Annotated in this window: 17 protein-coding genes; 5 read left to right on the plus strand and 12 right to left on the minus strand. The window is 41.2% G+C overall.

Features of this window, described 5'->3' with window-relative positions:
* Positions 1–3 precede the first annotated feature (3 nt).
* The gene (locus tag IL356_RS04080) at positions 4–2,670 is read right to left on the minus strand and encodes an MGH1-like glycoside hydrolase domain-containing protein (RefSeq protein WP_121847081.1); all 2,667 of its coding nucleotides are present in this window, start codon (positions 2,668–2,670) and stop codon (positions 4–6) included.
* A gap of 404 nt (positions 2,671–3,074) precedes the next feature.
* Here IL356_RS04080 and IL356_RS04085 point away from each other — a divergent pair, with 404 nt between their 5' ends.
* Genes IL356_RS04085 through gloA2 form a run of 4 tightly spaced genes read left to right on the plus strand, consistent with a single transcriptional unit; the run spans position 3,075 to position 6,579 of the window.
* Entirely contained in the window at positions 3,075–4,457 is a 1,383-nt protein-coding gene (locus tag IL356_RS04085) for a purple acid phosphatase family protein (protein WP_121847080.1), read from the plus strand.
* Between the two features lie 42 nt (positions 4,458–4,499).
* On the plus strand, positions 4,500–5,390 hold the full coding sequence (locus IL356_RS04090) for an SMP-30/gluconolactonase/LRE family protein (protein ID WP_121847079.1): 891 nt from the start codon (positions 4,500–4,502) through the stop codon (positions 5,388–5,390).
* Positions 5,390–6,172, plus strand: a complete 783-nt coding sequence (locus tag IL356_RS04095) for an SDR family NAD(P)-dependent oxidoreductase (protein WP_121847078.1) — start codon at positions 5,390–5,392, stop codon at positions 6,170–6,172. The genes IL356_RS04090 and IL356_RS04095 overlap by 1 nt, the downstream gene beginning before the upstream one ends.
* A gap of 5 nt (positions 6,173–6,177) precedes the next feature.
* The gene (gloA2, locus tag IL356_RS04100; protein ID WP_121847077.1) at positions 6,178–6,579 is read left to right on the plus strand and encodes an SMU1112c/YaeR family gloxylase I-like metalloprotein; all 402 of its coding nucleotides are present in this window, start codon (positions 6,178–6,180) and stop codon (positions 6,577–6,579) included.
* Here the strand turns inward: gloA2 and IL356_RS04105 are convergent.
* From IL356_RS04105 to IL356_RS04125, 5 genes are all read right to left on the minus strand, one after another.
* On the minus strand, positions 6,569–7,030 hold the full coding sequence (locus IL356_RS04105) for an RES family NAD+ phosphorylase (protein ID WP_121847076.1): 462 nt from the start codon (positions 7,028–7,030) through the stop codon (positions 6,569–6,571). The two genes, gloA2 and IL356_RS04105, sit on opposite strands and share 11 nt — an antisense overlap.
* The gene (gene parS / locus IL356_RS04110; protein WP_121847075.1) at positions 7,027–7,467 is read right to left on the minus strand and encodes a type II RES/Xre toxin-antitoxin system antitoxin; all 441 of its coding nucleotides are present in this window, start codon (positions 7,465–7,467) and stop codon (positions 7,027–7,029) included. The genes IL356_RS04105 and parS overlap by 4 nt, the downstream gene beginning before the upstream one ends.
* Before the next feature lie 76 nt (positions 7,468–7,543).
* The gene (locus IL356_RS04115; protein WP_121847074.1) at positions 7,544–8,341 is read right to left on the minus strand and encodes a 3-keto-disaccharide hydrolase; all 798 of its coding nucleotides are present in this window, start codon (positions 8,339–8,341) and stop codon (positions 7,544–7,546) included.
* Positions 8,342–8,371: 30 nt separating this feature from the next.
* Positions 8,372–9,478, minus strand: coding sequence for an acyltransferase family protein (locus IL356_RS04120; RefSeq protein WP_121847073.1), 1,107 nt, complete (start codon positions 9,476–9,478; stop codon positions 8,372–8,374).
* Between the two features lie 106 nt (positions 9,479–9,584).
* Positions 9,585–12,893, minus strand: coding sequence for a glycosyl hydrolase (locus IL356_RS04125; protein WP_121847072.1), 3,309 nt, complete (start codon positions 12,891–12,893; stop codon positions 9,585–9,587).
* A gap of 157 nt (positions 12,894–13,050) precedes the next feature.
* Here IL356_RS04125 and IL356_RS04130 point away from each other — a divergent pair, with 157 nt between their 5' ends.
* Complete coding sequence (locus IL356_RS04130) at positions 13,051–13,290, plus strand: hypothetical protein (protein ID WP_121847071.1); 240 nt, start codon at positions 13,051–13,053, stop codon at positions 13,288–13,290.
* Between the two features lie 31 nt (positions 13,291–13,321).
* Here IL356_RS04130 and IL356_RS04135 read toward each other — a convergent pair whose 3' ends face one another.
* The 6 genes from IL356_RS04135 to IL356_RS04160 form a co-directional block, all read right to left on the minus strand.
* Entirely contained in the window at positions 13,322–15,073 is a 1,752-nt protein-coding gene (locus tag IL356_RS04135; protein WP_121847070.1) for an ATP-binding protein, read from the minus strand.
* A gap of 8 nt (positions 15,074–15,081) precedes the next feature.
* Complete coding sequence (locus IL356_RS04140; RefSeq protein ID WP_121847069.1) at positions 15,082–16,113, minus strand: SIR2 family protein; 1,032 nt, start codon at positions 16,111–16,113, stop codon at positions 15,082–15,084.
* A 697-nt stretch (positions 16,114–16,810) separates the two neighbouring features.
* The gene (locus IL356_RS04145) at positions 16,811–20,218 is read right to left on the minus strand and encodes a VCBS repeat-containing protein (RefSeq protein ID WP_121847067.1); all 3,408 of its coding nucleotides are present in this window, start codon (positions 20,216–20,218) and stop codon (positions 16,811–16,813) included.
* 4 nt (positions 20,219–20,222) lie between these two features.
* Complete coding sequence (locus IL356_RS04150) at positions 20,223–20,699, minus strand: hypothetical protein (protein ID WP_121847066.1); 477 nt, start codon at positions 20,697–20,699, stop codon at positions 20,223–20,225.
* A gap of 99 nt (positions 20,700–20,798) precedes the next feature.
* Entirely contained in the window at positions 20,799–22,247 is a 1,449-nt protein-coding gene (locus IL356_RS04155) for a RagB/SusD family nutrient uptake outer membrane protein (RefSeq protein WP_121847065.1), read from the minus strand.
* A gap of 10 nt (positions 22,248–22,257) precedes the next feature.
* The gene (locus IL356_RS04160; protein WP_121847064.1) at positions 22,258–25,401 is read right to left on the minus strand and encodes a SusC/RagA family TonB-linked outer membrane protein; all 3,144 of its coding nucleotides are present in this window, start codon (positions 25,399–25,401) and stop codon (positions 22,258–22,260) included.
* Positions 25,402–25,577: the final 176 nt, after the last annotated feature.

Genomic DNA, 25,577 nt, shown 5'->3' on the forward strand with positions numbered 1-25,577 from the left:
GGATTAAAGCACTTTCGCTTTTTCAACCTTGACTTCTTCCTGCTTTTCCGACTCTTCCATTTCCATGATGAGGTTGGCAATAAGGGCGGTCCACCCTGTTTGGTGAGATGCACCTAAACCTGTACCGTTATCCCCATCAAAAAACTCATAGAACAGATGTTGATTCTTAAAATGTTCGTTTTTCGAATAGAGTTTGTTCTTGTCGTCTGAATGGTACTGAAAGCGCCCATCGGCATTTCTTTCAAAAAGACGCATCAACCTTTTCGTTATTTCGTTGGCAATCTGGTTGAGGTTTAGCTTATTTCCCGACCCGGTAGGAAACTCATAAACATAAGTGGGCCCGTAGTAAGAGTAATATTTTCTCAAAGACTGTACAATCATGTAATTCAGAGGCATCCAGATAGGCCCGCGCCAGTTTGAATTACCGCCGAACATATTAGAGCGGCTTTCGCCCGGTTCATATTGTATGGAGTGATGCCCATGATGGTCAAAAACATACGGGTTATCCTTGTGGTATTTTGATAAAGAGCGAATACCATAGTCGGAAAGAAACTCGTCTTCGTCTAACATTCGCTTCAATAAATGCTCAAGCCGAAAGCCTCTCATAATTGAAAATAAATAGCTTCCGTTTTCATTTATTTCCTCAATTCTCGAAATCAAAGAAGCCAAATCGGGTCGGGTCGTAACTATTTTGGCCGCTCTGGTCTTAAATTCTTTCAGGTTCTCAAAAAGATTCTTATCCATGACCTCTACGGCAAACATCGGTATAATACCTACGAGCGACCGAACCTTCAGTCTATGTGATGTACCGCTTGACATTTCGACTACATCATAATAGAAATTATCCTTATCGTCCCAGAGCGAAATATCTTTTTGACCGATGTGGTGCATGGCCCAAGCAATGTTGAGAAAGTGACGAAAGAACTTGGCTGCCGATTCTTCATAGGCATCATTACCTTCCGCCAGTTCTAATGACATGCGAAGCATATTCAGGGTAAACATGGCCATCCAACTAGTCGCATCGGCCTGCTGCATACGTGTTATGCCTGGGGGCATATGGTTGCGATCAAAAACCCCAATGTTATCAAGACCTAAAAACCCGCCCTCAAAAAGGTCGGTACCGTGTTTGTCTTTTTGGTTGACCCACCAAGTAAAGTTGACCAAGAGTTTTTGGAAAGATTTTTCAAGAAAATCCCTATCGCCCTTTCCGGTTCGTTCTTTATCCTTTTCATAAACTGTCCATACCGCCCACGAATGTACAGGAGGGTTTACATCACTAAAATTCCACTCATATGCCGGAATTTGCCCATTGGGATGCATGTAACTCTCCCGGAGCACTAATAACAATTGTTCTTTGGCAAAATAAGGGTCTATTTCAACAAAGGAAGCCATATGAAAGGCAAGATCCCAAGCAGCGTACCAAGGATACTCCCATTTATCGGGCATCGAAATAATATGACGGTTGGTGAGATGCTGCCAACTAAAGTTTCTGGCGTTCGAGCGATAAGGTCTTGCTTCGCCGGGCCCACCGAACAGCCATTTAAATACATCGTAGTAATAGAATTGCTTTGTCCATAACAGTCCGGAGAAAGCCCTTTTAACTATATGCTTATGGGCTTCAGGCAACGATGTTTTAACGGTTTCATCGTAAAATGCCCGGCACTCACTTACTCTTTGCTCAAAGATTTTATCGAACTCGGCCCAAGGTTTTTCTACCCGTTTTTTAGACAAGCGGAATTTGATTGTTTTTTCTTGACCAGGGCGAAGCCTTAGCTTGTGCCATACGGCAAATTTTGAACCTGTTTTTTCAGGGTTGACCGCTTTTCTCTTTCTTTCGACCACTCGGTCGTTGATACCATCTTTAACAAAGGGTGTTTCATTTTCGACACCATATATTTTTTTGTTGTTCGTCTCATTTTCGCAGAACAACTGTTTGCCGCGCTGGTGGTACAAAAAGTACCTTCCATTTCTTGTGCTTCGCGATTCGGCTGTGGTGAGCCCCGTTGAGGTGATGGCCGGCCTTGAAAAGCGCTGGTTGTGTTTCCAGAAATTGCGAAACCAGAGTTGGGGCAGTACATGTATATTGGCAGCTTTATGACCACGGTTTACTACGGTCACTTTCATTAAAATATCATCAACGTCTGCCTTGGCGTACTCAATGATACAATCAAAATAAGAGCTGAAGTTAAAGCAGTTGGTATCGAGCAACTCGAATTCAGGCTCATGACGGCTGCGCTGGTTTTTGGCGACCAAGTCTCCATAAGGGAATTCTTTATGGGGGTACTTATAGAGATATTTACAATACGAATGTGTTGGCGACGATTCTTGATGAAAATATAATTCTTTAACGTCTTCACCGTGGTTGCCCTGGTTATTGGTCAGGCCAAAAAGTCTTTCTTTAATGATAGGATCCTTGCCGTTCCAAAAGGCAGGTGCCAAACAAAGAATTTCACGCGCGTCACAAAACCCTGCAATACCTTCTTCACCCCAGCGGTAAGCATTACTTCTTGCCTTTTCGTGGTCAACAAAATCCCAAGCGTGGCCATATTCACTATAGTCTTCGCGAACAGTGCCCCACTGTCTTTCGGCTAGGTAGGGCCCCCACTTTTTCCAATTTCTATAGTTGTCCGAGATGGCCAACCTTTGTGCCTCTATGCCCTTCTGCAACATGTATTCTTGGTTTTATTGATTTGATGGTTTCGGCATATTGATGCCCCATGGCGATAAGTAATAGTAAAAGTACTTTATAATCCGATTGATTTAAAGGTGTTGCCCCCTTTGGCTCAATGAATTATCATATCGGGAAAACAATTGTGCATTATTTATAAATATTGCAGTTGCATCGATAAATAATAAAAACTTTTGAAGAAACAAAAACGATAATTCAGCATTTTACATGGCAGTTTTCATCATTTAGGGCTAATTAAGCTTAATTTTTCACTAAAAGCTTGATAAATTTCCATACAATACGGGCAAGATTCTTTACGAAGGTCGCTTTCAAACTTTGTAGTTTTATCACAGAAATACTTACCGAAACAGAACTTCATTCCAAACCAGTTTAGCAATCCTATCAAATGAAAAAGTTAATCGCCTTATTGATATTTTCAAGTTTATCTACAGTTGCGTTTTCACAAGAACATAATCATGGTCAAGGCGCTCATAGCCATTACGGTTCGTTAGATACTATTTTAGACCACAAGCTAATTTTTCCATCGAGAACTCCTGACCGTATTATTACCAACCTTACCGTTGACCCGGCCCGTAGCTTTGCGGTCAATTGGCGCACCAACCAAGAAGTGGCTGAGGGCTTTGTAGAAATAGCCAAGGCCACTGATGGACCAGAATTTCTTTTAGAGGGAGTAAAGAAAATCAAGGCAACTTCAGAACTATTCGAAAATCAAAACCGGAGGGAACCCCTTGTCAAGGCCACTTATCATTCCATCGTAATTGACAGACTCGAAGCGGAGACCACTTACGCCTACAGAGTTGGAAATGGAGCGGATGACAATGGATACTGGAGCGAATGGTTTCAATTTACAACCGCCAGTGCCAAAGGTGATAAACCGTTTAGCTTCATCTATTTTGGCGATGCCCAGAACAATGTCAAGTCTTTATGGTCCCGAGTTATACGCAATTCATATAGGCAATACCCCAACGTTGATTTTATGTTGCACGCAGGCGACCTGATCAATGACAGAGATGCCAATATGGAATGGGGTGAGTGGTTCTACGCAGGTAGCTTTATTCATGCCACCGTACCCAGTATTATGACCCCGGGCAACCATGAATACAGAGACGGGGTACTATCCTCACTATGGCGGCCTCAGTTTACACTGCCAGAAAATGGACCAACAGAGGCTTTAAAAGAAACGTGCTATGCCGTTGAATATGAGAATATGAAACTTATTTCGATAGATGCCGAAGGCTTCGATGAGCATGAAGAAGCCCGAACCGCTCAAGTGAAATGGCTCGATTCGGTGTTAAAAAACAATACCAAAAAATGGACGGCAATCACCATGCACTATCCTATTTTTTCAACAGCAAAAGGAAGGGACAATAAAGAACTACGAGATGCATTAAAACCGTTAATTGACAAGTACGGGGTTGATTTGGTTTTGCAAGGCCATGACCATACCTATGCTCGTGGATATGAAAAAAATGAAGGTCAAGGGCTAACGGTAGTAAAAGATGCCGGAACGGTATATGCCGTGTCGGTCAGCGGACCGAAAATGTATGAATCTCAAGACCAAGGCTGGATGGTGCGCCGCGGCGAATACACACAGCTGTTTCAGATCATTACGGTATCTCAAGACACAATAACCTATGGTGCCTATACACCGATGGGCTCTTTGTACGATGCCTTCGACCTAATCAAAAAGAACGGTAAAAAAACATTGATCAACAAGGTGCCAGATAGCGATATTCGACTAAGAAAGGATTTCGTGAAAGAAAATTGATTGCCCTAAAAATTCCGTAACTTTCTCGTTGAAATATTCGGAATGCACGAATCAACTTTTGAGGCAAAATTACTTTTAGACACCCGAAGTGTTCTGGGTGAGGGCCCGGTTTGGGATTGGCAACGGCAAACACTTTATTGGGTAGATATCGAGGGAAAATACCTTCATCAATTGGTGCTCGAAACTAATGAACACCACTTCTGGCAACTGCCTTCAATGACAGGTGCCGCTATTCCAGAAATTACCGGAAATATCTTGCTGGCCCTTGAAGACGGGTTGGCTAGTTTTCAGGTAGCAAACAAAGACTTTAGAAAGCACGGCATTTTAAAGAATGAAGATTCTAAAATGCGTTACAACGACGGTAAAGTAGGTCCGAACGGTGATTTCTATATCGGAAGCATGCACAAAGAATTTGACCCTGAGAGCGGCAATCTGTACAAAGTAACTTCTAAAGGGCAAGTTTCTGTTGCTATTCCTAATACCACTATTTCAAACGGAATGGCGTGGACGGCCGATAAAAAGACTTTTTACTTTAGTGATACCGAAAATTATCGCATTGACAGATACGACTTTGATATAGATTCGGGAAATTTAAAAAATCGAAAGACCGCTTTTAATATACCAAAGGAGTTGGGCGGGGCAGACGGCATGTGTATCGATTCTGAAGATATGTTATGGATTGCCCATTGGGGCGGAGCTTGTATTCGACAATGGAACCCCAGAACCGGAGAAATCATTCAAAAGATTGAAGTTGCTGCGCCCCATGTAACCTCTTGTTGTTTCGGCGGTAAAAACCTAGACACACTTTACATAACTACGGCGAGAAGCGGGTTGAGCGAAGAACAACTTGAAAAACACCCTCAAAGTGGCGGTCTGTTTACTTTCAAACCAGGTGTTACGGGTACGCTGATTACCTATTTTAAAGAATTATAATGGCTTATTCAGGAATTAAAGGAAAAACGGCCATCGTTACCGGTGGAGGCGAAGGTATAGGTTATGCCATTGCGGAGGCACTTGTTAAAAATGGGGCCAATGTAGTTCTAAACGACCTTGACCCAGAGTTATCAAAAAAGGCTGCAAAAGAAATTGATCAAATTCATCCGGGAAATTGTAAATCTTTTGCGGGCGATGCCGGTTCTATTAAAACAATTGATGAAATAATTGATTTTGCCGTGAACTCTTTTGGTGATATTCATTTCGTTGTGCCAAACGCGGGTATAACGCTGTTTGGCGACTTTTTAAAGTTTACTCCTGAATCATTTAATAAAGTAGTAGAGCTGAACCTTCAAGGAGCCTTTTTTCTTGTTCAAAAAGCCGTTCTCAAAATGATTGAAAAGGGGCATAGCGGTAAGGTGGTTCTCTTGTCTTCGCAAGTGGGTATTAGGGCGTACCGCAACCTGACCACCTATGCCATGACCAAGGCGGCATTGCGTATGATGGCCGTGAACCTTGCCTATGAACTGGATCAACATCATATCAATATCAATGTAATTGCTCCAGGGGCCACACTTACCGAACGCACAAAATTAGAGCAGCCTGATTATGAAGGTATTTGGGGTAGGTTGAACCCCAATGGTAGAGTGGGCAAACCTGAAGATATCGCCCATACATGTCTTTTTTTACTTTCTGGGGAGGCCGACCATATCAATGGCCAGACCATCTCTGTTGATGGTGGATGGACTACCGCCGGGAAATATCCTGAGGATCTTAATTAGTTTTTATGGGACTAAAGAATGTTCATCACATTGCCATTATTTGTTCCGATTACCAAAAATCGAAAGATTTTTACACGACTATTTTAGGGTTGGAAGTTATTAGAGAAGTCTATCGAAAAGAAAGAGATTCATTTAAATTGGATTTAGCTCTAAATGGGCAATATATCATCGAACTGTTTTCCTTTCCTGAACCTCCAAAAAGACCGTCTAGGCCAGAGGCGTTAGGGCTAAGGCATTTGGCTTTCGAGGTTGCCAACGTCGCGCAAGAAAAAGAACGTTTGCAGCAACTTGGTGTTGAAGTCGAGGCTATTCGCGTCGATGAATTTACAGGAAAACGCTTTACTTTTTTTGCTGACCCAGATGACCTTCCCATAGAGTTGTATGAGGGTTCTGAATCTATGGCCTAAACAAGCGCTTATCAAAAGAAAAAAGTTCGGAGTACAAGACCTTAATTTTGCCGATATCTGAATGAACAGGGTTGATCAAGAAATTATAATCTCCTTGTACAATGGCCGAAGGTACTTTTAAAACGAGGTTTTTGCTCGACTTTATAAATTTATCTCCCTCTTCTTGAGTAAATGATGTTGGTGGATGGGTTTTCCAATTTTTGCCCTGTAATTTTTTTTCAGGATAGGGTAGTACTAGCTCATCGGGTATTTCGATGGCGGTCAAATAATAGTCTTTGGGTACGAGTTTTAAAGTTAAGTGTACGGCTACTTCCAAATTGGCCAGAGCCCGAGATTGCGAAGTGTATACCATTCGCACCCCTTTACTGTTCCAACGGCCACCAAATTTTTCGGCCCCGATTCCCGAAAGGTCGTTTTTATACTTCTCCTTTCCCAACCGATAAACAATCATGCCAATACCCCATGTTCTAGGCGGCCAAGCTCATCTTTCACCATGTGTATGCCAATGCTGGTATCTAAGAGTTCTTTGGGTTTAATACCCCCAAGGGCTATACTTTCTGAGCCCAACCACTCAAAAAAGTCTTCGTTAGTACCAAAAACCGATTTGCCATAATTAAGCAATTGAAAGATGGAAAGTATTCTTTCGCTTTGTTCTTGACGAAATATCTTGTTTTCTTCTCGGTGCCTTTCTAGGGTTCTAACTGAAATATTCAGAAAATTGGCCCACTCTTGTGAACTAAAGGAAGACGCGTTTAAAACCTTTGCAAAATCACTGTACGGTATACCCTCTCTGACCAATTTGATAAGTAAATAAGACCGCTTATCGTCGTTCCAGTCATAAGAGAACTCCCCGTTTTTGGTTTCAAACAATTTTAACGCAGTTGCCATGAAAAGCTTTTTATTAAAAATAAAACATTTGTCGCAAAAATAACGACAAAATTACGTTAAAATTGCTTTTACGAAGCTAGTTCTTCAAGTTTTTAAGCTTGATATTTCTAAAATCAATGGGCTGGCCCTCACTTTGCAAAGCAATCATACCCTGTGTTAGAGGGGTGCCGTTTACTTTATATTTTGGGTCGTAACGATTGGCCACATCACCGCCCACACGGGGCTTGGTGTATTCCAAGACTTTCTCGCTGTTGATAATGTGTTGTACCAGAGAGTCGCCATAAACAATCAATTCTGCTTTTACCCATTGGTCTCCGTATAGGGTTTCGGAAGTAGAATTCAAGCAGTGGCCGGGGTATTGCTCTCCTTGAAAATCTATTTCCGTTCCTGGGCTGCACATATTTCCGGTCGGGCGTTCCACCCCTTCCTCAATTCCTGCCAAAAACTGCATTTCTACGGAAATAGGCCAATCCTGTTCCTTTAACATGGTGCGAGGGTCTTGGGAGTGGTACATTACACCGCTGTTCAATTGCGTATATGATGGGGCCCCAGGATGTAACTCCCCCACAAAACGATACTCCATTGAAAGATGAAAATGAGAATAAGGGGTGTCAAAGTACAAGTGCCCAAAACGATCATTGAAATCACCTTCGTATTGGTCGTATCTCACCTTGATGATACCATCTTCGGCCCTAAAGGTATCCCCATGGTTATCACCTGTTTCGTAATGGTGAATCTTTGTGGTCCACCCTTCTAAATTTTTACCATTGAAAAGATCGATCCATCCGTCATCCGACGTGTTTTTTTGAACCCCGCAAGCGAGTAGAATAAAGCCAACAAAGGTAAAGAGGGTAAGTAACAGTCTAATTTTCATAAATTTTATTTTAAAGGATGGGTTTAGGGGCTATACCTTGAAATAAATTCGGTGTTTGTCTAAAAAGTAAGTAATGTACCAAAAGATAAAAAGTACCACAAGCGAATTTATCACCATAATTAGGGATTCTGAAACACCTAGAGGACTCAAAAGACCTGCTGTCCAGATTTTTCCAAAACCTCGAAACCACTGAACTCCCACGGTCTCGGCAAAAAGATAGATAAATATAGAGTTCGTGCCCACAACAGCGAAAATTTTTAGCCAATCATAATGTTTATTTCTCACATCGATTGCCCAATAGAAAAGTGTGAGGGTCAAAATGGCGAAGCCGCCCGATGCCAAAGTAAAAGATGTGGTGGCGATTCGTTTTACAATAGGGGTTACACCGGTGAGGTCAAGAGCGAAGCCAATAACAAGAATGGCCGTACCCCATATTAGAAAATGCTTTATTTTTTCTTTTTCAGGAATGTGTTCCAACAACAATTTTCCACAAATAACGCCCCAAATAGTGTGTGCAGCGGTCGGAATGAAGTTCACGAACACCCAATAACCCCCATTCACCTGGCCCATTACCAATCTATCCATAAAAGACCCAAAGCTTTCATGGCCCTGAGCGTATGGGGCACTTGGGTCATAGGCCCTATAGAGTATCTCGGTCAAAAGTAACAAACCGATAGATACACCAATTTGAACCTTGTTGGGCAGGTGCATAATGGCGTAGGCTATTAAAATGGTAAAGGCCAGTTGTACCAAAACATTCCAGAGTTCCCAGACAAGTTCGTGGCTATAAACACAATGAAGTAGCACCCCAAAGGCAAACAATAAAAAGCAGCGCCGGAAAATGTGCTGGTTAACCCTTTTGCGGTCTCCTTGAGAAAGACGTTTTCTGAGTGAAAAAGGCATTGCTACCCCTACGATGAACATAAAAAAAGGTTGAATCAAATCCCAAAAGCGCAAGCCGTTCCAAGGGTGATGGTGTAGTTGGTGGGCCAAGCCCTCGAACACCGAACCCTCGGCCCATTCCGAAAAATATTGATGAAACCCAGCGGCTTCGGCAATAAGCAAAAACATGGTCAATCCTCTAAAAACATCCAATGAAAATAGACGTTTCGATACATTCTCTGCCAATTGCGACATGATCGGTGGTTTGTTGGTTGATTCTTCTAAAGTATAGAAAATTTACTAGTTCGTTTGGATCTGCTTTTACCAGCTCCAATAAATTTTCAAACGTTCATCAAAGTATTCATTTCATCTGTAAGATTTTTACATCGCCCAAAAGTCCGGAAGGCAATAATTCTTCACCACCTCTATAAAATGGCATAGTCGTAAACGTAATTCTTTGGGCAGGCTCTTTTACAGCATCACCGATCAAGCGGTTGACCCATGTATTTGTGACTTTAACTTCTAAAGTATTATCTCCTGATTTTAAGGCATCACTTATATCAATAGTAAAAGGAGTTTTCCAAAGAGTACCAATAGCATTGCCATTAACGCTGACCTCTGCTATATTCTTAACTTCTCCTAAATCTAAGGTGTATTTAGCACCGTCCTCGATATTTGATATCGAGAAGGTATTGCTGTAAGTCGCCGTACCTGAGAAGTGCTTGATGCCCTCTTCCTCCTGATCCGTCCACGAAACGAGGTCTTCAAAAACTTTAGAGGAAGGAGCCCCTCTATTCCCCTGAAAGGCTACTTGCCAGGGCCCATTGATTTCAGCAATGGTTTCAGAATCCGTTTCGGGAACTGAAAAAGAGTTTTGATCGGTCTCATCTATAAACAAGATGAAAAAAGCATCCCAAGGGGTATAATCCAAATCGATCCAAGTCTGATTCTCCGATGTCGAATAGCCAATATCCAAAACTTCCCCTGTTTGCGGATTCCATTTTTGAGGTTTTTTACCAGTTACCCTAAAGCCCAACTTTGATTTAATAGCTTGGGCACTGCGGTTATTAAGCCAGTAAATATGACTGTCTCCGGTAGCACGATGACGAAAACGAATATCATGATCCGTTTCTGAAAAATCAACATCGGGAACTTGATCAAGAGCCACGTTGGCACCTACGTTGGGTTTTGACCATATTTTTTCGGCCATTTTCTGAAAAGCCCTATCATCGTCTGATAAACTAGGGCTTTCAAGTGGTTTTTTACCTTTGATCTTGATACCTGCATCGGCTAATTCTTTTAATTTCTGCAAAGTGGATAGGGTCATTCTTTGCGTACCCTCATCTAACATTAGCATGGCATAAGTAACCCCACTTTCCGCTTTAAGGTGACCATCGGAACCCGTTATGGCTTCTTTTAGAATGGTAGCGCTTACAAAATCGAACTCATGGCCCTTGGGCACATCAGGAAGACTTTGCTGCGTAATTCGTGTTATATTATCATTTTCGCCATATAGGTAGAGAACATCGGCAACATTTTGGCCCTGTTGTAAAAGATAGGAGCTTCTACCAAGATAATCGATCCAAGCCTTGGCACCCGCACCCGACCATGTTTCTTGTCTGGTAAAGTATTGACCAAAAGGGCCCAATGAGAAACCGGGCATTTTATCGTCTAAAGGCTGGTGAACAGAGGTATGGATTACAAATCGGTTGAGACCGGAAGCCATTTCAAGATCGGCAGTACGCTTCAGTTTTTCTGGATGCCAAGAAAATGCATTTTGAATAGAGGTCATCGACTCGGCGGCTACAAAAGGCTTTCCGAAAATATTGGCTACTGACGCCGACTCGCGAATATCGCCTTCGCTGCGTACTTCCTCATCGGAACCACCGGCAAGGCTTCCGGGCGTCCACATGGCAGACATGGGTATATCAGCATTGCGTTTAACATCCATTCCGTCCGCTAAAAAAATACGTCCGTTCTCATGGCTTTCGGTATATCGGCCCATGTTTCTTTTGTGCAGTTCTTCTCCGATAACATCATAATGATTGTCGGAAATCATTTCGCCGATAGTCTTTCTAAAGTCCCAAAGAAATTTCTCGCTATCCTCGGCACTTTGCACCACCCTACCCAAAAGTACCGGCATCCATGGCAGTATGTCGTAACCTCTTCTTTTTTTGAATTCATCGGGAAAATTATGCGTCCAGTTCATATGCCCGGCTTCATAGCTATCGAGTATAACATGGCTAAGACCTTTTTCGCCCATTTGACCACCCGTTGCTTCTTTATACAGATCCAAATAATGATTGATGTACCTACGAACCGCATCCTCATCAAGTTTGTCTACTTCAAGGCCTGTTGCTTCCGGTGAGGCAGGGTGATTTTGTCTCCCGGTAAGGGAATATCCAAACCGAACGATTTTCCACTTTCCTTCAGGCACCTCCCAACTCAACGAACCATCTTCACCAAGTTGTGAAGTCAAATCGATAACCTCTTCTTTCTTTATGGCATTGCCGGTAGTGTGAGTCGGCACGTCTGTTTCTACCCATGCGCTAAAACCGGCCTTATTTTCGAACTGATCTATACGGTCAGCTTGGTAAAGAACAAATTCGGCTACCGGAACACCATCGGGTTTGGTAGGCATCGGAGCACCGAACAAGGCACTTAACCCTGGAGGTGACGGAGGTAGAGTCTCATAAGCAAAGCGCCAGTATTTGGCAGTTTCTTCCTTAAAGCTACCTGAAGTCTGCGGAACGAGCGAGCCTGGAATATCGGTTACCTTTCGAAAGTCTTTACCGTCATCGCTGACATATAAACTTCGGTTTTGAGGGCTTCCCCTAAACTGCTCCAAGGCATTGTGGTTGGCCCCAACAACCGAATAACTACGAAAGGTTACGGGCCGATCGAACGAATATTGAATCCATATCTCTTCGCCTACTTCACCTGGCGGCAATTCAGTAGCTGTATGCAAGTCGCCATCGGTGAGGGTTTTTAAAGAGAATTTTCCGCCACTTGATGTAACCTTGGGCATGAGTTCTGCCATTGTTTGCTCATCATCAGGTATGCGAAAGGCAAAAGCAGCTGCATCGCCATAAAATTCGGGCAGTTCTTGATGCTCTTCACTCATTTCAATGCCCCCTTCAGAGGGTACATTTTGAAACCCGCCTGTCTCGGTCGGGGGCTTAGGTAAGGTACCCTTAAAATTTTGACCGCCTTGTACCGTTATTTCTGACCAGACGTATTTTTTCATGCCATCTTTAGCTTCTACCCAAGGCCCTCCGGTTTCACTCCAGCCCGGGGATCCTGCGATGGCCATTTCCAATCCTTTTTCTATTGCTAAATCAGTGGTGTATTTAAAGGCGTCTTGCCATTCAGGTGTCATGAACACCAGCTTTTTATCGGTCACCAATGGTGTAAATAGGTTGGCATCAAAATTTTGGAAGCCTCCGATACCCGTTTCGGTCATCCAGTTCAAGTCGTTCTTGATGCCTTCTTTGGTAATGTTGCCATTCATCCAATGCCACCAGACTCGGGGCTTTGCTTCATTGGGGGGATTTTGAAAGTTTTTGGCCAATTCTTCTTTATTAAAAGATGGCTTTGGTGGTTCTTGCGCACAACCGATGAGCAGCATACAAATTAACAAGCCAATAAACAACGATGCCTTGGTATTCATAGTCTTTAGTGTTAGTTAGAGATTTCAGGTATTATGCTGTGGGGAAGTAACAGCCTATAACAAGAATAATTCTTTTGCCAATCTTATCCATACTGTACTGTCCTGTAGCAGATAAGCGCTATGTGAAAAACAATCGCTAGAATCTTGACAATAGATAATGATGGCTAATAAAAAGGAGTGTGTAGCGGAAGAAAAATCAATTAGAAAAGGAAGACTTAAAAATTTAAATAACCATACCGAACGGTATTTGTTAATACGGCCACCAGAAGAAATAGCCAACCGCCAGAACAACGAAGATGATTATACCAAAGCACCCTACGAAAAAGCAGCTTTTAAAAACGTCTTGGGTTCGAACGACCTCTTCTTTCATAGGGGGAAGATAAAGCAACCAAATTAATTATTGAATAGAAGGATCAAAGTTGTCCGTATCAAATTCTACTTTGCCTTCTTAAGCCAATTACTGCACTTAGAATATCTTGCTCAGCCTTGTCATTACTCCATTCTTTCCAAAAATCAATTGTTGCACTTTGTGGTTTAATTGTTGGCTCATCTATTAATATTCTCGTAGGTAATAGAGATGAATCTCCAACAACTAAAGCTTCTCCAATATCCAAAATCGGTAATACATCTGTTAGCCCAGAAAGATTATCTGGTAATAGTCTTTTTACAACTGATTGGTCTTCTGCATTTGACAACCTTAGTGAAATGAAATTATTACATTGACTAAGAACTGTTCTGTTAACTTCTGCTGGTCTTTGACTTATAACAGTTAGACTAACACCATATTTTCTACCTTCTTTTGCAATTCTTTCAAAATTCTTTAAACCAAGTTCGGAAGCAGAATCTTGACTTGTTCTTTCGGGAATGTATAAATGAGCTTCATCACACAATAGACAAATAGGATGTCTTTTGTCATTTGCTGTCCATTGTTGAACAGTAAATACAATTCTTGCCACCAGTCCAATAACAAGTGGTAAAACGTCTGAAGGAACTTCTGAAAAATCAATAACCTTTACACCTGATTTTTGGTCATTTTGTTTAGAACCTTGCATTAACAAGTTACATAAGCTATTCATCCAGTCAATATCTAATTCGTCATTTGATATTTGAAACAAGAAACCTAATCTTTTATCTTGACTTTTAGCTTCTAACCTTTGTACAAATCTTGTTAATTTTCCATTGAAAGGTCCTGCCTTGTCTTGACCTGCTCTTGCTCCGGGAACACGTTCTTCGTCAAGATTTTTTAATTTGCTTATTACATTATCAATTTTATATGGTATTGGGCTGTCAATAGTTATAGAATCTTTAAATGTTGTGTCTCCAATTGAATCTAAAAAAGCTAATTTTTCTTCAAAGACAATTTTAGAAAAAAGCATTGCTTGATTCGGTGCATTACTGTCACTTCTATCAAGTAACATTGCTAACATTTCTTCATAAGTCAAAAGCCAATAAGGAAGCATTAAAACACTATTTTGCAGATTTCCAGTTTTTCCTAAGTCAGAGGGATTAGCAACCCGTAAATGTTGTATTCCATCGGTTTTAAAATCTTCTCCACTATATTCTCCGTGAATGTCAAAAAGTATTGAATTTGCCATTGGAAGTTTTGCAATTTGTTCAACCAATTTTGCTACGCACCAAGATTTCCCAGAACCAGTACTACCTACAACTACAGCGTGTCTTTGAAAAAGTTTGTCTCCATCTAAATACGCATCTGCATTTTCATCAATTGAGTATTTACCAAGAGAGAGAGGAATATCATAATTTTCCTTTGCTGATATCGTACGCATAAACTTTGTGATATTTTCTCCGTCAATAGGAAAACAGTTTGCTTCAATTTCAGGAACTGTATCTAAAGTTCTTTTGAATACATTTTCTTTTTGTCCGTGTTTGTCTATTAAAGTACCAATTAGGTTAACTTTTAAGATGTTTTCTGTTAGCAAAAAATTGGTTAGACCTAAATCATCGGAGACTGGATTCTCGTCATTGGATACTTTTCTCGTAATTCGGTTGATGATACCAATTAAATGTTGTCCAGCTTTTGAGCTTTTTATAGCAATTAAATGATTTACCTGCAGTTTCCTTAGCTTTTCGAGTTCTTCAACTTTTACTATTAGAGTAGAAGTGTCAACACTAAAAACGGTACCGATTTTTGTAGATTCTTCAAATTGGAATATAGCCATAGTTCTGTTTATGAAATGATTAGTTTTAAATATTCTCCTAATTCCCAGTAACTAGTATCTTCAATTACAAATTCTCCAAATTTGGAAGAGTAGATTTTGGTATTTTTAGAATTAGCCTCTTCGATAAGCAAGTACTTTTGGCATTTATTATCGATGATTGATTGTTTAGTTTTTTCAGTAAGTTCTTTAGTTATTACAATAATTGGCTTACTGTTTTTTATTTGTTCAATTAGTTTTGGTTGAACGTGAGTGTCATTAAACCCATAGCCAATACATAAAAAACCATTCGCATTTTCAATTTCAGAGTCTGCTTGTGTAAAAATTGTTCTATATGGTTCATTATGTGTCTCTGAATATTTGCTTAAGCCAGGTGTTACAATTAAAGGGCGATAGTCTTTTGGAATGCTTTGTCTTAATGGAAGTTGTATATTTTCATCTTCATTAGATTTAAACCAGTCTAACGAACCGTGAACTTTCCAAATGTTTACTTGTCCTTTATAGCCATTTAAAGAAGCTAAATTGTTGGATTGAATATTGTTTGAGAAGTGTCCAATATGACTTTGAGCATAACCACTACAGATAATAGCTTTAGAAAGACTAGTAGCATATTCAGCTAGCCTGTCATAGTTCGTTGTTATAATTGAAACTTTTTTACCTGCTGTGTCTAAGAGATATTTTAATAATTCGGCTAAGGGAAATTCAATTACTTTGTTGATGAATTTCTCGTATGCTTTTAAATCTGATTCATTGACAAGTTCCCAAGTTTTATCGACGATTTCAGCAAGTACGTTGGCTCTTAATTGAAGTTTTGTAAGTGTTGTTTCTAAATCACCAGTTTTGTCAAATTCGTCTTTAAATTTTTCAAATTGAGCTTGGTCATCAGAATTCACAAAACTTATTGAACTTTTTAAGTACTCTCCCAAAGTCCACATTGAAGGAAGTCTAAAGGGAACAGAAGCTCCGCTACCAAGTACAATTAGAGGAATATTATTTGTCCAAGTTTGTAATTGCTTTATTACAGCTTCTTCTTTTTTATCCATAATTCACGATTGCTACTGTGAGAACTTCTCTAAAACGTTTTCGTTAGCTTTATAAATATCGTAATTGCGGCATTAGCTTTTTTACGAAAATCTTCAATGAAGAGCTTTAAGGACTTCTTTTCGACCAAAAGCAAATATTAACGATGTAGGAATAAGATTTCTTTAAATTGTAGAAAAACTTATAAGAGAAAAGGATTAAAGGACGTAATACCAAAGAATTTCCCAGGAAGGAAGCCTTCCCGGAAAATCTTTGGGTGACTAAAAAGAAAGACTTAACAAAGTTTTCAGGCTCTAGAGGCCGTAATCATTGGCAATAAAATAGTCAAAAATGGGCGGTAGAGGGGCCTTGAGTTGACTGCCTTTTTGCTAAAGATTACCTGTGAGGTCATCTTTTATATGTTGGCGTACAACCCTGAAAATAAAGTAGAAGCTTTCAAAAGAGGTGAAAGTACACTTACATTTGGGGTCATAAGCATTGAGGCAAATTTACTAATAGTAAAAGCTAAAAGGTTAAGCGAAAGTTATCTAAGCATTACTAAATTAACAGTTTCGATGCGCCTAGGTCAAAATATATCAACCCCATGTTAATATATCATAACATGACATTTTTAGGAGGGAAGTTTCTCCCCAAATAAATTAAAAAACTACAGTTTACTATTTGTAAAATTCCATTCCTTAAATAGTCAAAATTTCTATTTTAGTTAAGGTCTACCGCCTGAATGGGCGCGTCGTTTTTGGCAAATAGAAAGCGTTTCTCTCCGCTAGAAGAACGGAGGATAGATGCCTGCTTGACATCTCCTTTTACGAAAAGTCCGCTTTCCGCTGGCATCATAGCGGTGAATTTGCCCCTACCATTACCTAAAAGAACCGTACCATAGCTGGCATCATTTCGTGTTGTTTCTACCTCTGCCTGATAAAGATTTCCAACAAGCAATGCATCGGCATTTCCGTCTTTATTAAAATCGTCAACCAGAATACTGTTAACCGAAGACAATTGTGCTAAAGGGTCTAACTCGTGAATTCTGAATTTGAAATCTCCCAAGTTTTCGACATATACACTGGCGAATGTTTCTGCCTGCCTATGCAACGCATTTTCAAGAGCTTCTTTACCGTACACCATTGAAAGGTCGGCCGCCCCAAACTCATTATAACTAGGGAATTTTTTCTTGATGAAAGGCATCTGATCAGAGCTGCACTGCCGCCCGCGTAAGGGGTAAAGCTTTCCCCTTTCGTAATAACTGAGTACAATATCAAGACTTCCGTTTTCATCAAAATCTTTAGCATAAACCTCGAAGGGTTCTTCTGAAGAAGCTTGATACTTGTAATTTTTCCCGAGGTTACCAGCTATAAAATCAAGGTCGCCATCGCCATCGAAATCATGCATCTTCAATCCGTACCACCAACCGGTTTGCCTGTCTAATGAGGCCTTGTTGGTGCTATTTATTAGTTGGCCGTCAACATTTTCTAAAATGGTGAGCGGCATCCATTCACCCACAACCACTAAATCAAGGTCTCCGTCTTGGTCGATATCGCCCCATTGGGCGTTAGACACCATTCCCAATCCCTTTAAAATTGGGGCGTTGGTTGCGGTAGCATTTTTAAATATGACATTTTCTTTTGTGCTTTGGTTAATCAGAAGATAACTGTCAGGGGCAAATGGATACCGACCAGGTACTGTTTTCCCACCCACAAAAAGGTCTAAGTCTCCATCGCCGTCTATGTCAGCGGGTACCACGCAAGATGCGGAGACTTGGATATTTGGTAATGCCTTGACAGCCTTCTCGAACTGACCTTTACCATTGTTGATGTACATTCGATGCTTATAATATGTATCGCCTTCAGGCGACTCATTACCTCCCGAGGCCACATACAAATCTAAATCTCCGTCTTGATCGGCATCAAAAAAAGTGGCCGCTACATCTTCATGAAAAGCGTCGGCCGCCCAAACTTTCTTAGATACTTGGATAAACGAACCATCTTCTTTTTGCAGATATAGCGCTGCGGCCTGATTATTAGCCCCTCCCACAAAGAAATCATCGAATTGATCACCGTTTACATCGGCAACGGCCAATGCAGGGCCGTTTTGCGAGTATTTATGCGGAAGCAAAATTTCCTTCTTGAAGTCGTCATAAGAGTTTTCTTGGTGTTCAAAACCCACACCGCGTAAATTTGAGGTGGCAAAAAGCGGTTCGATTTCCTCTGATTCGTCTCTTGTTTCAGAAGAATCTTCATAGTTTACAATTATCTTCTGATCGGCCTCTATCCCGTTTAAAATTTGAGAGCGCCCATCGGGCCATGTTATTTTGAGTTGGTCAATTAGTTGATGGTCACCCAAACCAAAATGAAGTTCATGGGGTACAGCAGATTGAAAGCCTCTCGAAGTATAGAGCTCTTTTACCTGGCGTAGGCCTTTTGTGGTGATCCACACTTTAGCACCTATGCCATTGGCATTGTCTTTCGGACCGCGTAGCTTAACCTTTAAAAAATGATTGGTAGAATTTTCATTGCTATTGTTTCGGTAGATCAATGCGGGATCGTTGATGTTGTTACCCACCAAATCGAGGTCGCCGTCATTGTCAAGGTCTACATAAATAGCCCCGTTGGTAGCCGTTGGGGCTAATGAATCGTTCTTAATTTCTGAAAAACTGAGACTCCCGTTGTTCGTGTAAAAGAGGTTAACCTCTTTTTTTTCTGGCATTACGGCTAGAAGGTCTTTGTAATATTTTTCAATAAGGGAATCTCGGTTGGCCAATCGATTCATATCTGCATATAATTGCTGTACTCTCTTTCTTTTGTAGATAACAAAGTCGTTATTTCGAAAGGATCTTAAAACCCCGTTTGATACGAATAGATCTTGAAGGCCATCGTTGTTCATATCAAAAAAAAGCGGAGCCCAGCTCCAATTGGTCTTTGCCAAACCAGTGATTTGAGCAACGTCAGAAAATGCTGGAACGGTACCATCATCAAGCATATTACCGTTATTCAATTGCAGGGTATTGAACATATATTGATGATGTAGACCTCTATCGACCAAATCAAAAAAGCGCTGGGGGTTCATACCGCTCATATTGGTTTTTAGGTCATAATTGTTGTTGGATACCATATCGACAGATATGAAGTCGAATCGACCATCATTATTAATATCACCAATATCATTGCCCATCGAAAAATTGCTGATATGATTGGTGGCCTGTCGTATGACCTCTTTGAACGTGCCGTTCTTTTGATTGATATAAAGATGGTCTTTTTCAGAATAGTCCATACCCACAACCATATCCGGCCAATGGTCATTATTAAGGTCTCCGACAGCAATACCCAGACCATAACCTATACTGTTATTGATTATACCGGAGGCGGCTGAAACATCGGTAAAATGCCCTGCATTGTTTTTAAAAAGTTTGTTGTTACTGTGTTTCGATTTTTGAAGAAGCAAGCGGTCGATGTTTGGCTCTGTTTCTGCTGGGTCAATACCATGATTAAGTAAAAACATATCTAAATCGCCATCTCTATCATAATCAAAGAATGCTGCTTGGGTTGAATGATCGGAAATATCTAATCCATAATCGCTCGCTCTTTCCTCGAACGTAGGCACTCCATCGCTATTGATGCCCAAGTTGATAAAGAGTTCGTTTTTTAAGAACTCAGTATCGTCATAATTGCCCGATTTGCACACATAAATATCTAAGAGCCCGTCATTATTGATATCAACGGTAGTGACCCCTGTTGAAAACCCTTTGTTGCCTGTAAGTTTGGCTTGGGCAGTAACCCTTTGAAACTGAAAACCACCCTTGTTAAGATAGATCTCATCTGGGTTAAGATTAGAGGTGAAAAATAGGTCTTGCCAGCCGTCATTATTAAAATCGCCGGCAGCGACACCCCCACCGTTATAAAGGTACTCATACAAGACTCCGTTTATGGTCGGACTTTCATTAATAAGATTGTTAAATGTTAACCCTGTAGTTTCAGGAGATAGCACCTCAAAAAGCTGAAATGAGGCGGATTGATTTTCGAGTGTAACTGACTTTTCTTTTTCTGTGGTGCAGCCGATAATAGACATTAGGCCTATTGTAATGAATAATTTAGCACTAAAGATGAAACGGTTCATTATCTTATTCTTTAAAACCTGGCAATAGTTTGGGTTTTACTTTCGGTGGTGATGTACGCGAATAGTAGCGTATTTCATAACGTTCTTGGTTTCCGGTTGATTTGAAAATTGGTTTCTGGGGCATTTTTAATGCCAGAATTTGTTCGTTCAAGACCAGAACTTGAAATTTTACGGTATCGTTGGTATTGGTGGGAGACAGAAAAAGACTGTCTTTTCCTTTAAAACCAAAATAAAAACTGCGGTAGGTTTCAAACTTTGATTCCCTCATCATACTATCCCTCGTATAGGTACAAAGGCCCCAATCATGACCTTCTTCAAGCTGCATATGCGAAAACCCGTTGTAATAGCTCATTGCCGAGTCAACTTGCCATGCCCCTATCAAATTTTCTTTATGTATTTTTTTAGGGGAACAAGAAATCAAAGCAATCAACAAAAAAGGAATCATAAAATATCTGAAACCCACTACTCTTTTCATTGCCATTACGGAAGGTTAATCTTTAGATGTTAAAGATATGGCTTCCTAGGATTTACTGATAAACACCTAGGAAGCCATAAAGTAGGTAAATTCTATGCGGATTTTCTAATAGTCCTCATTTTGAATGAGGATGCCTTCACTTTTATCTATTTCACTTTGGGGAAGCGGAAAATAGTAATGTTTAGGCTTTTCAAAAGTTCTCGGCGGATCGAACTGCCCGCGATCTTCACCGTAGATTGATACGATATCTACAATACCTGCCTTGTCCCATCGCATAAGATCTTGGTGTCTTTGGTTCTCGCCAAATAGTTCTACCCTGCGTTCATGAATTAGTTCTGGCATACCGGCATTGCTTACGGGGTCTAACCCTACACGGTTTCTAACAATATTGATTTCACTGTCTCCGGCTCCCGGACCATCTTGGCGAATTTTGGCCTCTGCAACAATTAAGTAAACATCGGCGGCCCTCAAAATTGGCACGTTATGGTCACGGTTGATAGTACCATCGTCAGTATTAAAACTCCAATATTTGGTCAATGAGTAACCGGTTTGGCTTAAATCGGCAGTAAATTCAACGGTACCGAACTCACCGCCTCTTTCAATCATGTCACCAGGTCTTAAGATAGAATAGCCTAAACGAGGGTCATCGGTTTCATATTCGTTTACAATGTCTTCCACCGGGTTGTGAAAATCCCATCCTCCCCAAGGTCTCGGTGCGTCATAAGTTTTAGGAACATCTGCCCATCCATCCAATCCTTGGGCGGCAAATAGCATTTCAGGATTATTTTCACTGGCCACCTCAAAATTATCCCTATAGTTACCGGCAAGGGCATAGGGTCCGTTTATTATGGCTTCGCCTGCACTTATGGCCGCAGCAAAGTCTTCTTCGTACAGGTATAGTTTGGCCAAAAGACCGTAGGCAGTACCTTGACTGGCCCTACCAATGTCGTCACCGCTATAACTTTCCGGAAGATAATCGATGGCCTTCAGTAAATCAGATTCTACTTGAGAGCGAACTTCTTCAATTGATGATTTGGCAATATTGAAATTGTTGTCGATAACATTTTGCTCCAATACAATCGGAACACTACCGTAAATGACCGAAAACCTCCAATAGGCAAAGGCTCGAATAAAGTGTGCTTCGCCCAAAATCCTGTTTTTCAGGGTGGCGTCCATTTCAATATTGGGTACATTGATCAATACGGCATTGGCCCTTGCAATCATTTCGTATTTGGCCGTCCAACCATAACGAAAGCCGTTGTTACTGGCGTCAAACGTAAAGTTTTCCATTGCCGTTTCGTAACCGTGGTCACCCGCCCTGAACAAGTCGTCAGAACTGTTATCAAACACATTTTCACTATGCCCATAAAGGTCTTCCCACCTTAGTGGTTGATACATGGCATTAGCTGCCGCCTCGGCGTCTTCGGCATTACGCCAGAATTCCGCAGAGGTATATTGCCCATAAGGCGTTGTTTCCAAAATCTCATCGTCACAGCTTTGAACAAGGCATATAGCTACAACAAAAGGAACCAAGTATTTATATTGATTTTTCATTTTTTCTTGCTTAAAAGGTTAAGTTAACGCCTAATAAATAGGTTCTTGATTGTGGAAACTGTGCCGTATCAACATTTTGTTGCAGGTTACCGTTGGTAAGCCCCAATTCGGGGTCGAAGCCAGAATAACCGGTGATGGTAAATACATTTTGACCTGATAGGTATAAACGGAGTTTACCGATACCGTACTTTTCGGTAATATCTAGGGGCAATGTATAACCAAGTGTCAGGTTCTTGAGCCTAAAATAGTCTCCTGATTCGATGAAAAGATCAGAGGTTCTAAAGTTATTGTTCTCATCATTGAATGTTACCCTTGGTGTGCTATTGCTAGTTCCAGGCCCTGTCCATCTATCCAATATCTCAGCATGGTAGTTGAAATTAAAAGAGCTGTTCATGCCCACGGTTTTTTCGGCATTAAAAATGTCTACTCCACCCACACCTACAAAAAAGGCGGTAAGATCAAAATTTTTGTATCCAAAGTCCAGGTTGAGACCGTAGGTAACATCAGGATGTGGACTTCCGATTATCATACGGTCATTATCGTCGATAACACCGTCGTTGTTCAAATCTTGAAAACGAACATCTCCCGGTTGGGCGCCTTCTTGTAAGGCGTGTGCATTAACTTCGGCTTCGCTTTGAAACAAACCATCTGATTTATAGCCGTAGAACGTCGCTATGGGCTCACCAATATAAGTGCGAGACAGTTCTTGTCCCGTTCTGCTGAACGGGTCGGAAGTAAGGTAATCTTGATTTTCCAAAAGGCTTACCACCTTATTGCTTATAAAGGATGCATTTGCAGAAACACCGTATGAGAAATCACCTTTTTGGTCATTCCAGCCAAGCTCTAGCTCTAAACCTTTATTCTGAACTTCTCCGGCATTTTTGAAAGGAGCCGTTGCGGTACCCTGCGAACCAATAGCCGGAAGACGTAACAGCATGTCTTCGGTATTCTTTATAAAGTAGTTGGCATTAAAAGTCAAGCGGTAATCAAAAAGACTGGTCTCTAGGCCAAAGTTGGTCATTTCTACGGTTTCCCATGTCACATCAGGGTTAGCATACGTAGATTGTGAAATGCCTTCAACCTGTACCTGCCCGTCTTGCCCGAATGAATATCGGTTTCCGGCGGTCAAGGTTGCCAAATACTGCAACCTGTCGATATTCTGGTTTCCTAATTGACCCCAACCTCCAGAGATTTTCAAGTTATCAATAAGCGGTACGTTAAAGAAAGACTCTTCCGATATTCTCCATCCTGCCGAAAATGCTGGAAAATTACCCCTCTGATTGCCCTCTGCGAACCTAGAAGATTCATCTGAGCGAAAAGTGGCAGTCAACAGATAACGATTTTTATAGCCATAGTTGACTCTAGCAAACATTGATCGAAGACCGTCATGGGAGCGAAACTCGGTAGCGTTATCGTTATCACCGTTGCTTAAAATCTTTTCGGACTCTGAGTCATTAATATTGTTGGCTTGGGCGTAGAAGCCCTGATTTTCGAACGATTGTTCTGTGTAACCCGCTACAGCACCAACTGAATGGTCTCCGAAAAGCTTATTATAGCTCAAGAAATACTCTTGTAGAATAGAATAAAATTCACTGTATTCTCTTTCCAAACTGCTCAGGCCCCTGTTTCTTGTTTGGTCAAGAATTTGGGGATAGTATCTTTTGCGGTCTGAAATTTCGCCATCTAGGCCGAAATTGGCCTTGAAGCTAAGGCCGTCATATAGCTTAATTTCCGCTTGTATATTTCCTAAAAGCCGTGTGTTGGCCTGTCGAAGGTCGTTATCTTCGTTGATAGTGTGCAGTGGGTTGTTAATATCACCAAACTCGCTACTTACCTGAGTGGTAGAATAATTACCGTCGGCAAGGTACACGGGTAGGCCTGGGTGAAACCTTAGGGCACTGGCGATAACCCCTGACTGAGATGATGAGGTATTGGGCGAGTTCGTCTTTCTTCTTGAAATCGATAGGTTTTGATTGATTTTAAGCCAATCGGTCACTTGGGTATCGGTATTCAACTGAAAAGTAAGACGGTTGGCAAACGAGTTGCTTAAAATACCTTGCTCATCGTAGTAGCCAAAACCTACTAGATAAGAACTGTTCTCTCCAGCACCTGTAACACTGAAATCTGCATTGTTGGTGTAGCCGGTCTCAAATATTTCATCTTGCCAATCAGTGGTTTGGTTAAGATATTGAGGGTCGCTCCAAACCGCATCGGCGTCGGCACCGTCATTCGCAGATCTTTCAATTTTAATTTCGGCCAATTGAGGAGCGGTCAGCACATCGATTGTCTTTCTCACATTTGAGAAACCGGTATAAGCGTTTAGGTTAATGCTCGGTTTTTGACCTTTAGTACCTTTTTTTGTGGTGATAATGACCACCCCGTTAGCCGCACGGGTACCATAGATAGCCGAGGCTGAAGCATCTTTTAAAACTTCCAGTGAGGCGATGTTATTTTGATTAAGACCGTTTATGTTACTGGTAGGAACGCCATCGACAACGTACAACGGATCTGAGTTATTTACGGTTCCTGTACCCCGAATTCTTATTTTGGTTTCTCCTCCTGGGGCACCACCATTATTGACTACCTGAACCCCAGACATTCTACCTTGAAGAGCCTTTTCAACATTGGCAACCGGAAGGTTTTCAATCTCCTCGGCCTTAACGGATGATATAGCGCCGGTAACGTCTTTTTTGGCAGTTGTACCATAACCAACCACCACTACATCTTCAAGTTGGGTAGCATCTGGTTGTAATTGAACGTTCAAGGTTTGTTGCCCATTAATCGCTACTTCTTGAGTAGCATAACCCAAATAGGAAACTACCAAGATAGCATCACTATCGGCCTCTATGGAGTAATTACCGTCAAAATCAGTGGTGACGCCTACTGAAGTACCCTTTACCTGAACGGTAGCTCCTGGTAATGGCCCCAGTTCATCGGAAACCGTGCCGGTAATGGTCTGTTGAAAGTTAATAATATTACTATCATACGATAGCCCATCTACAGGTATGGCCGCCACTATGGTAGTACCGCTGATTAGGGAACAAAATAAAAGCGCTGGTAGTATTTTCCTCTTTGTTGGAAAACCAGCGCATAAATTCCATGCATATAGGGAAGAATCGTGACCCTGATATGAAACACTCTTTTTTGATTTCATGGGAGATATTGGTTGGGGTTAGTTCTGTTGCTTCACGAAATGCCTATTGGAAGCCTTCTTTTACAATTATTTGAAAAAGAGAGGGCTACACAAGACAAATGCGTTTCTAACAAATTTACAAATGGTAAACTTTGGTAAGTTAATTGAATGTTATCAATATCTTACGAAATATTAGC

Source organism: Euzebyella marina (assembly GCF_014855515.1).
Classification (GTDB): Bacteria; Bacteroidota; Bacteroidia; order Flavobacteriales; family Flavobacteriaceae; genus Euzebyella; species Euzebyella marina.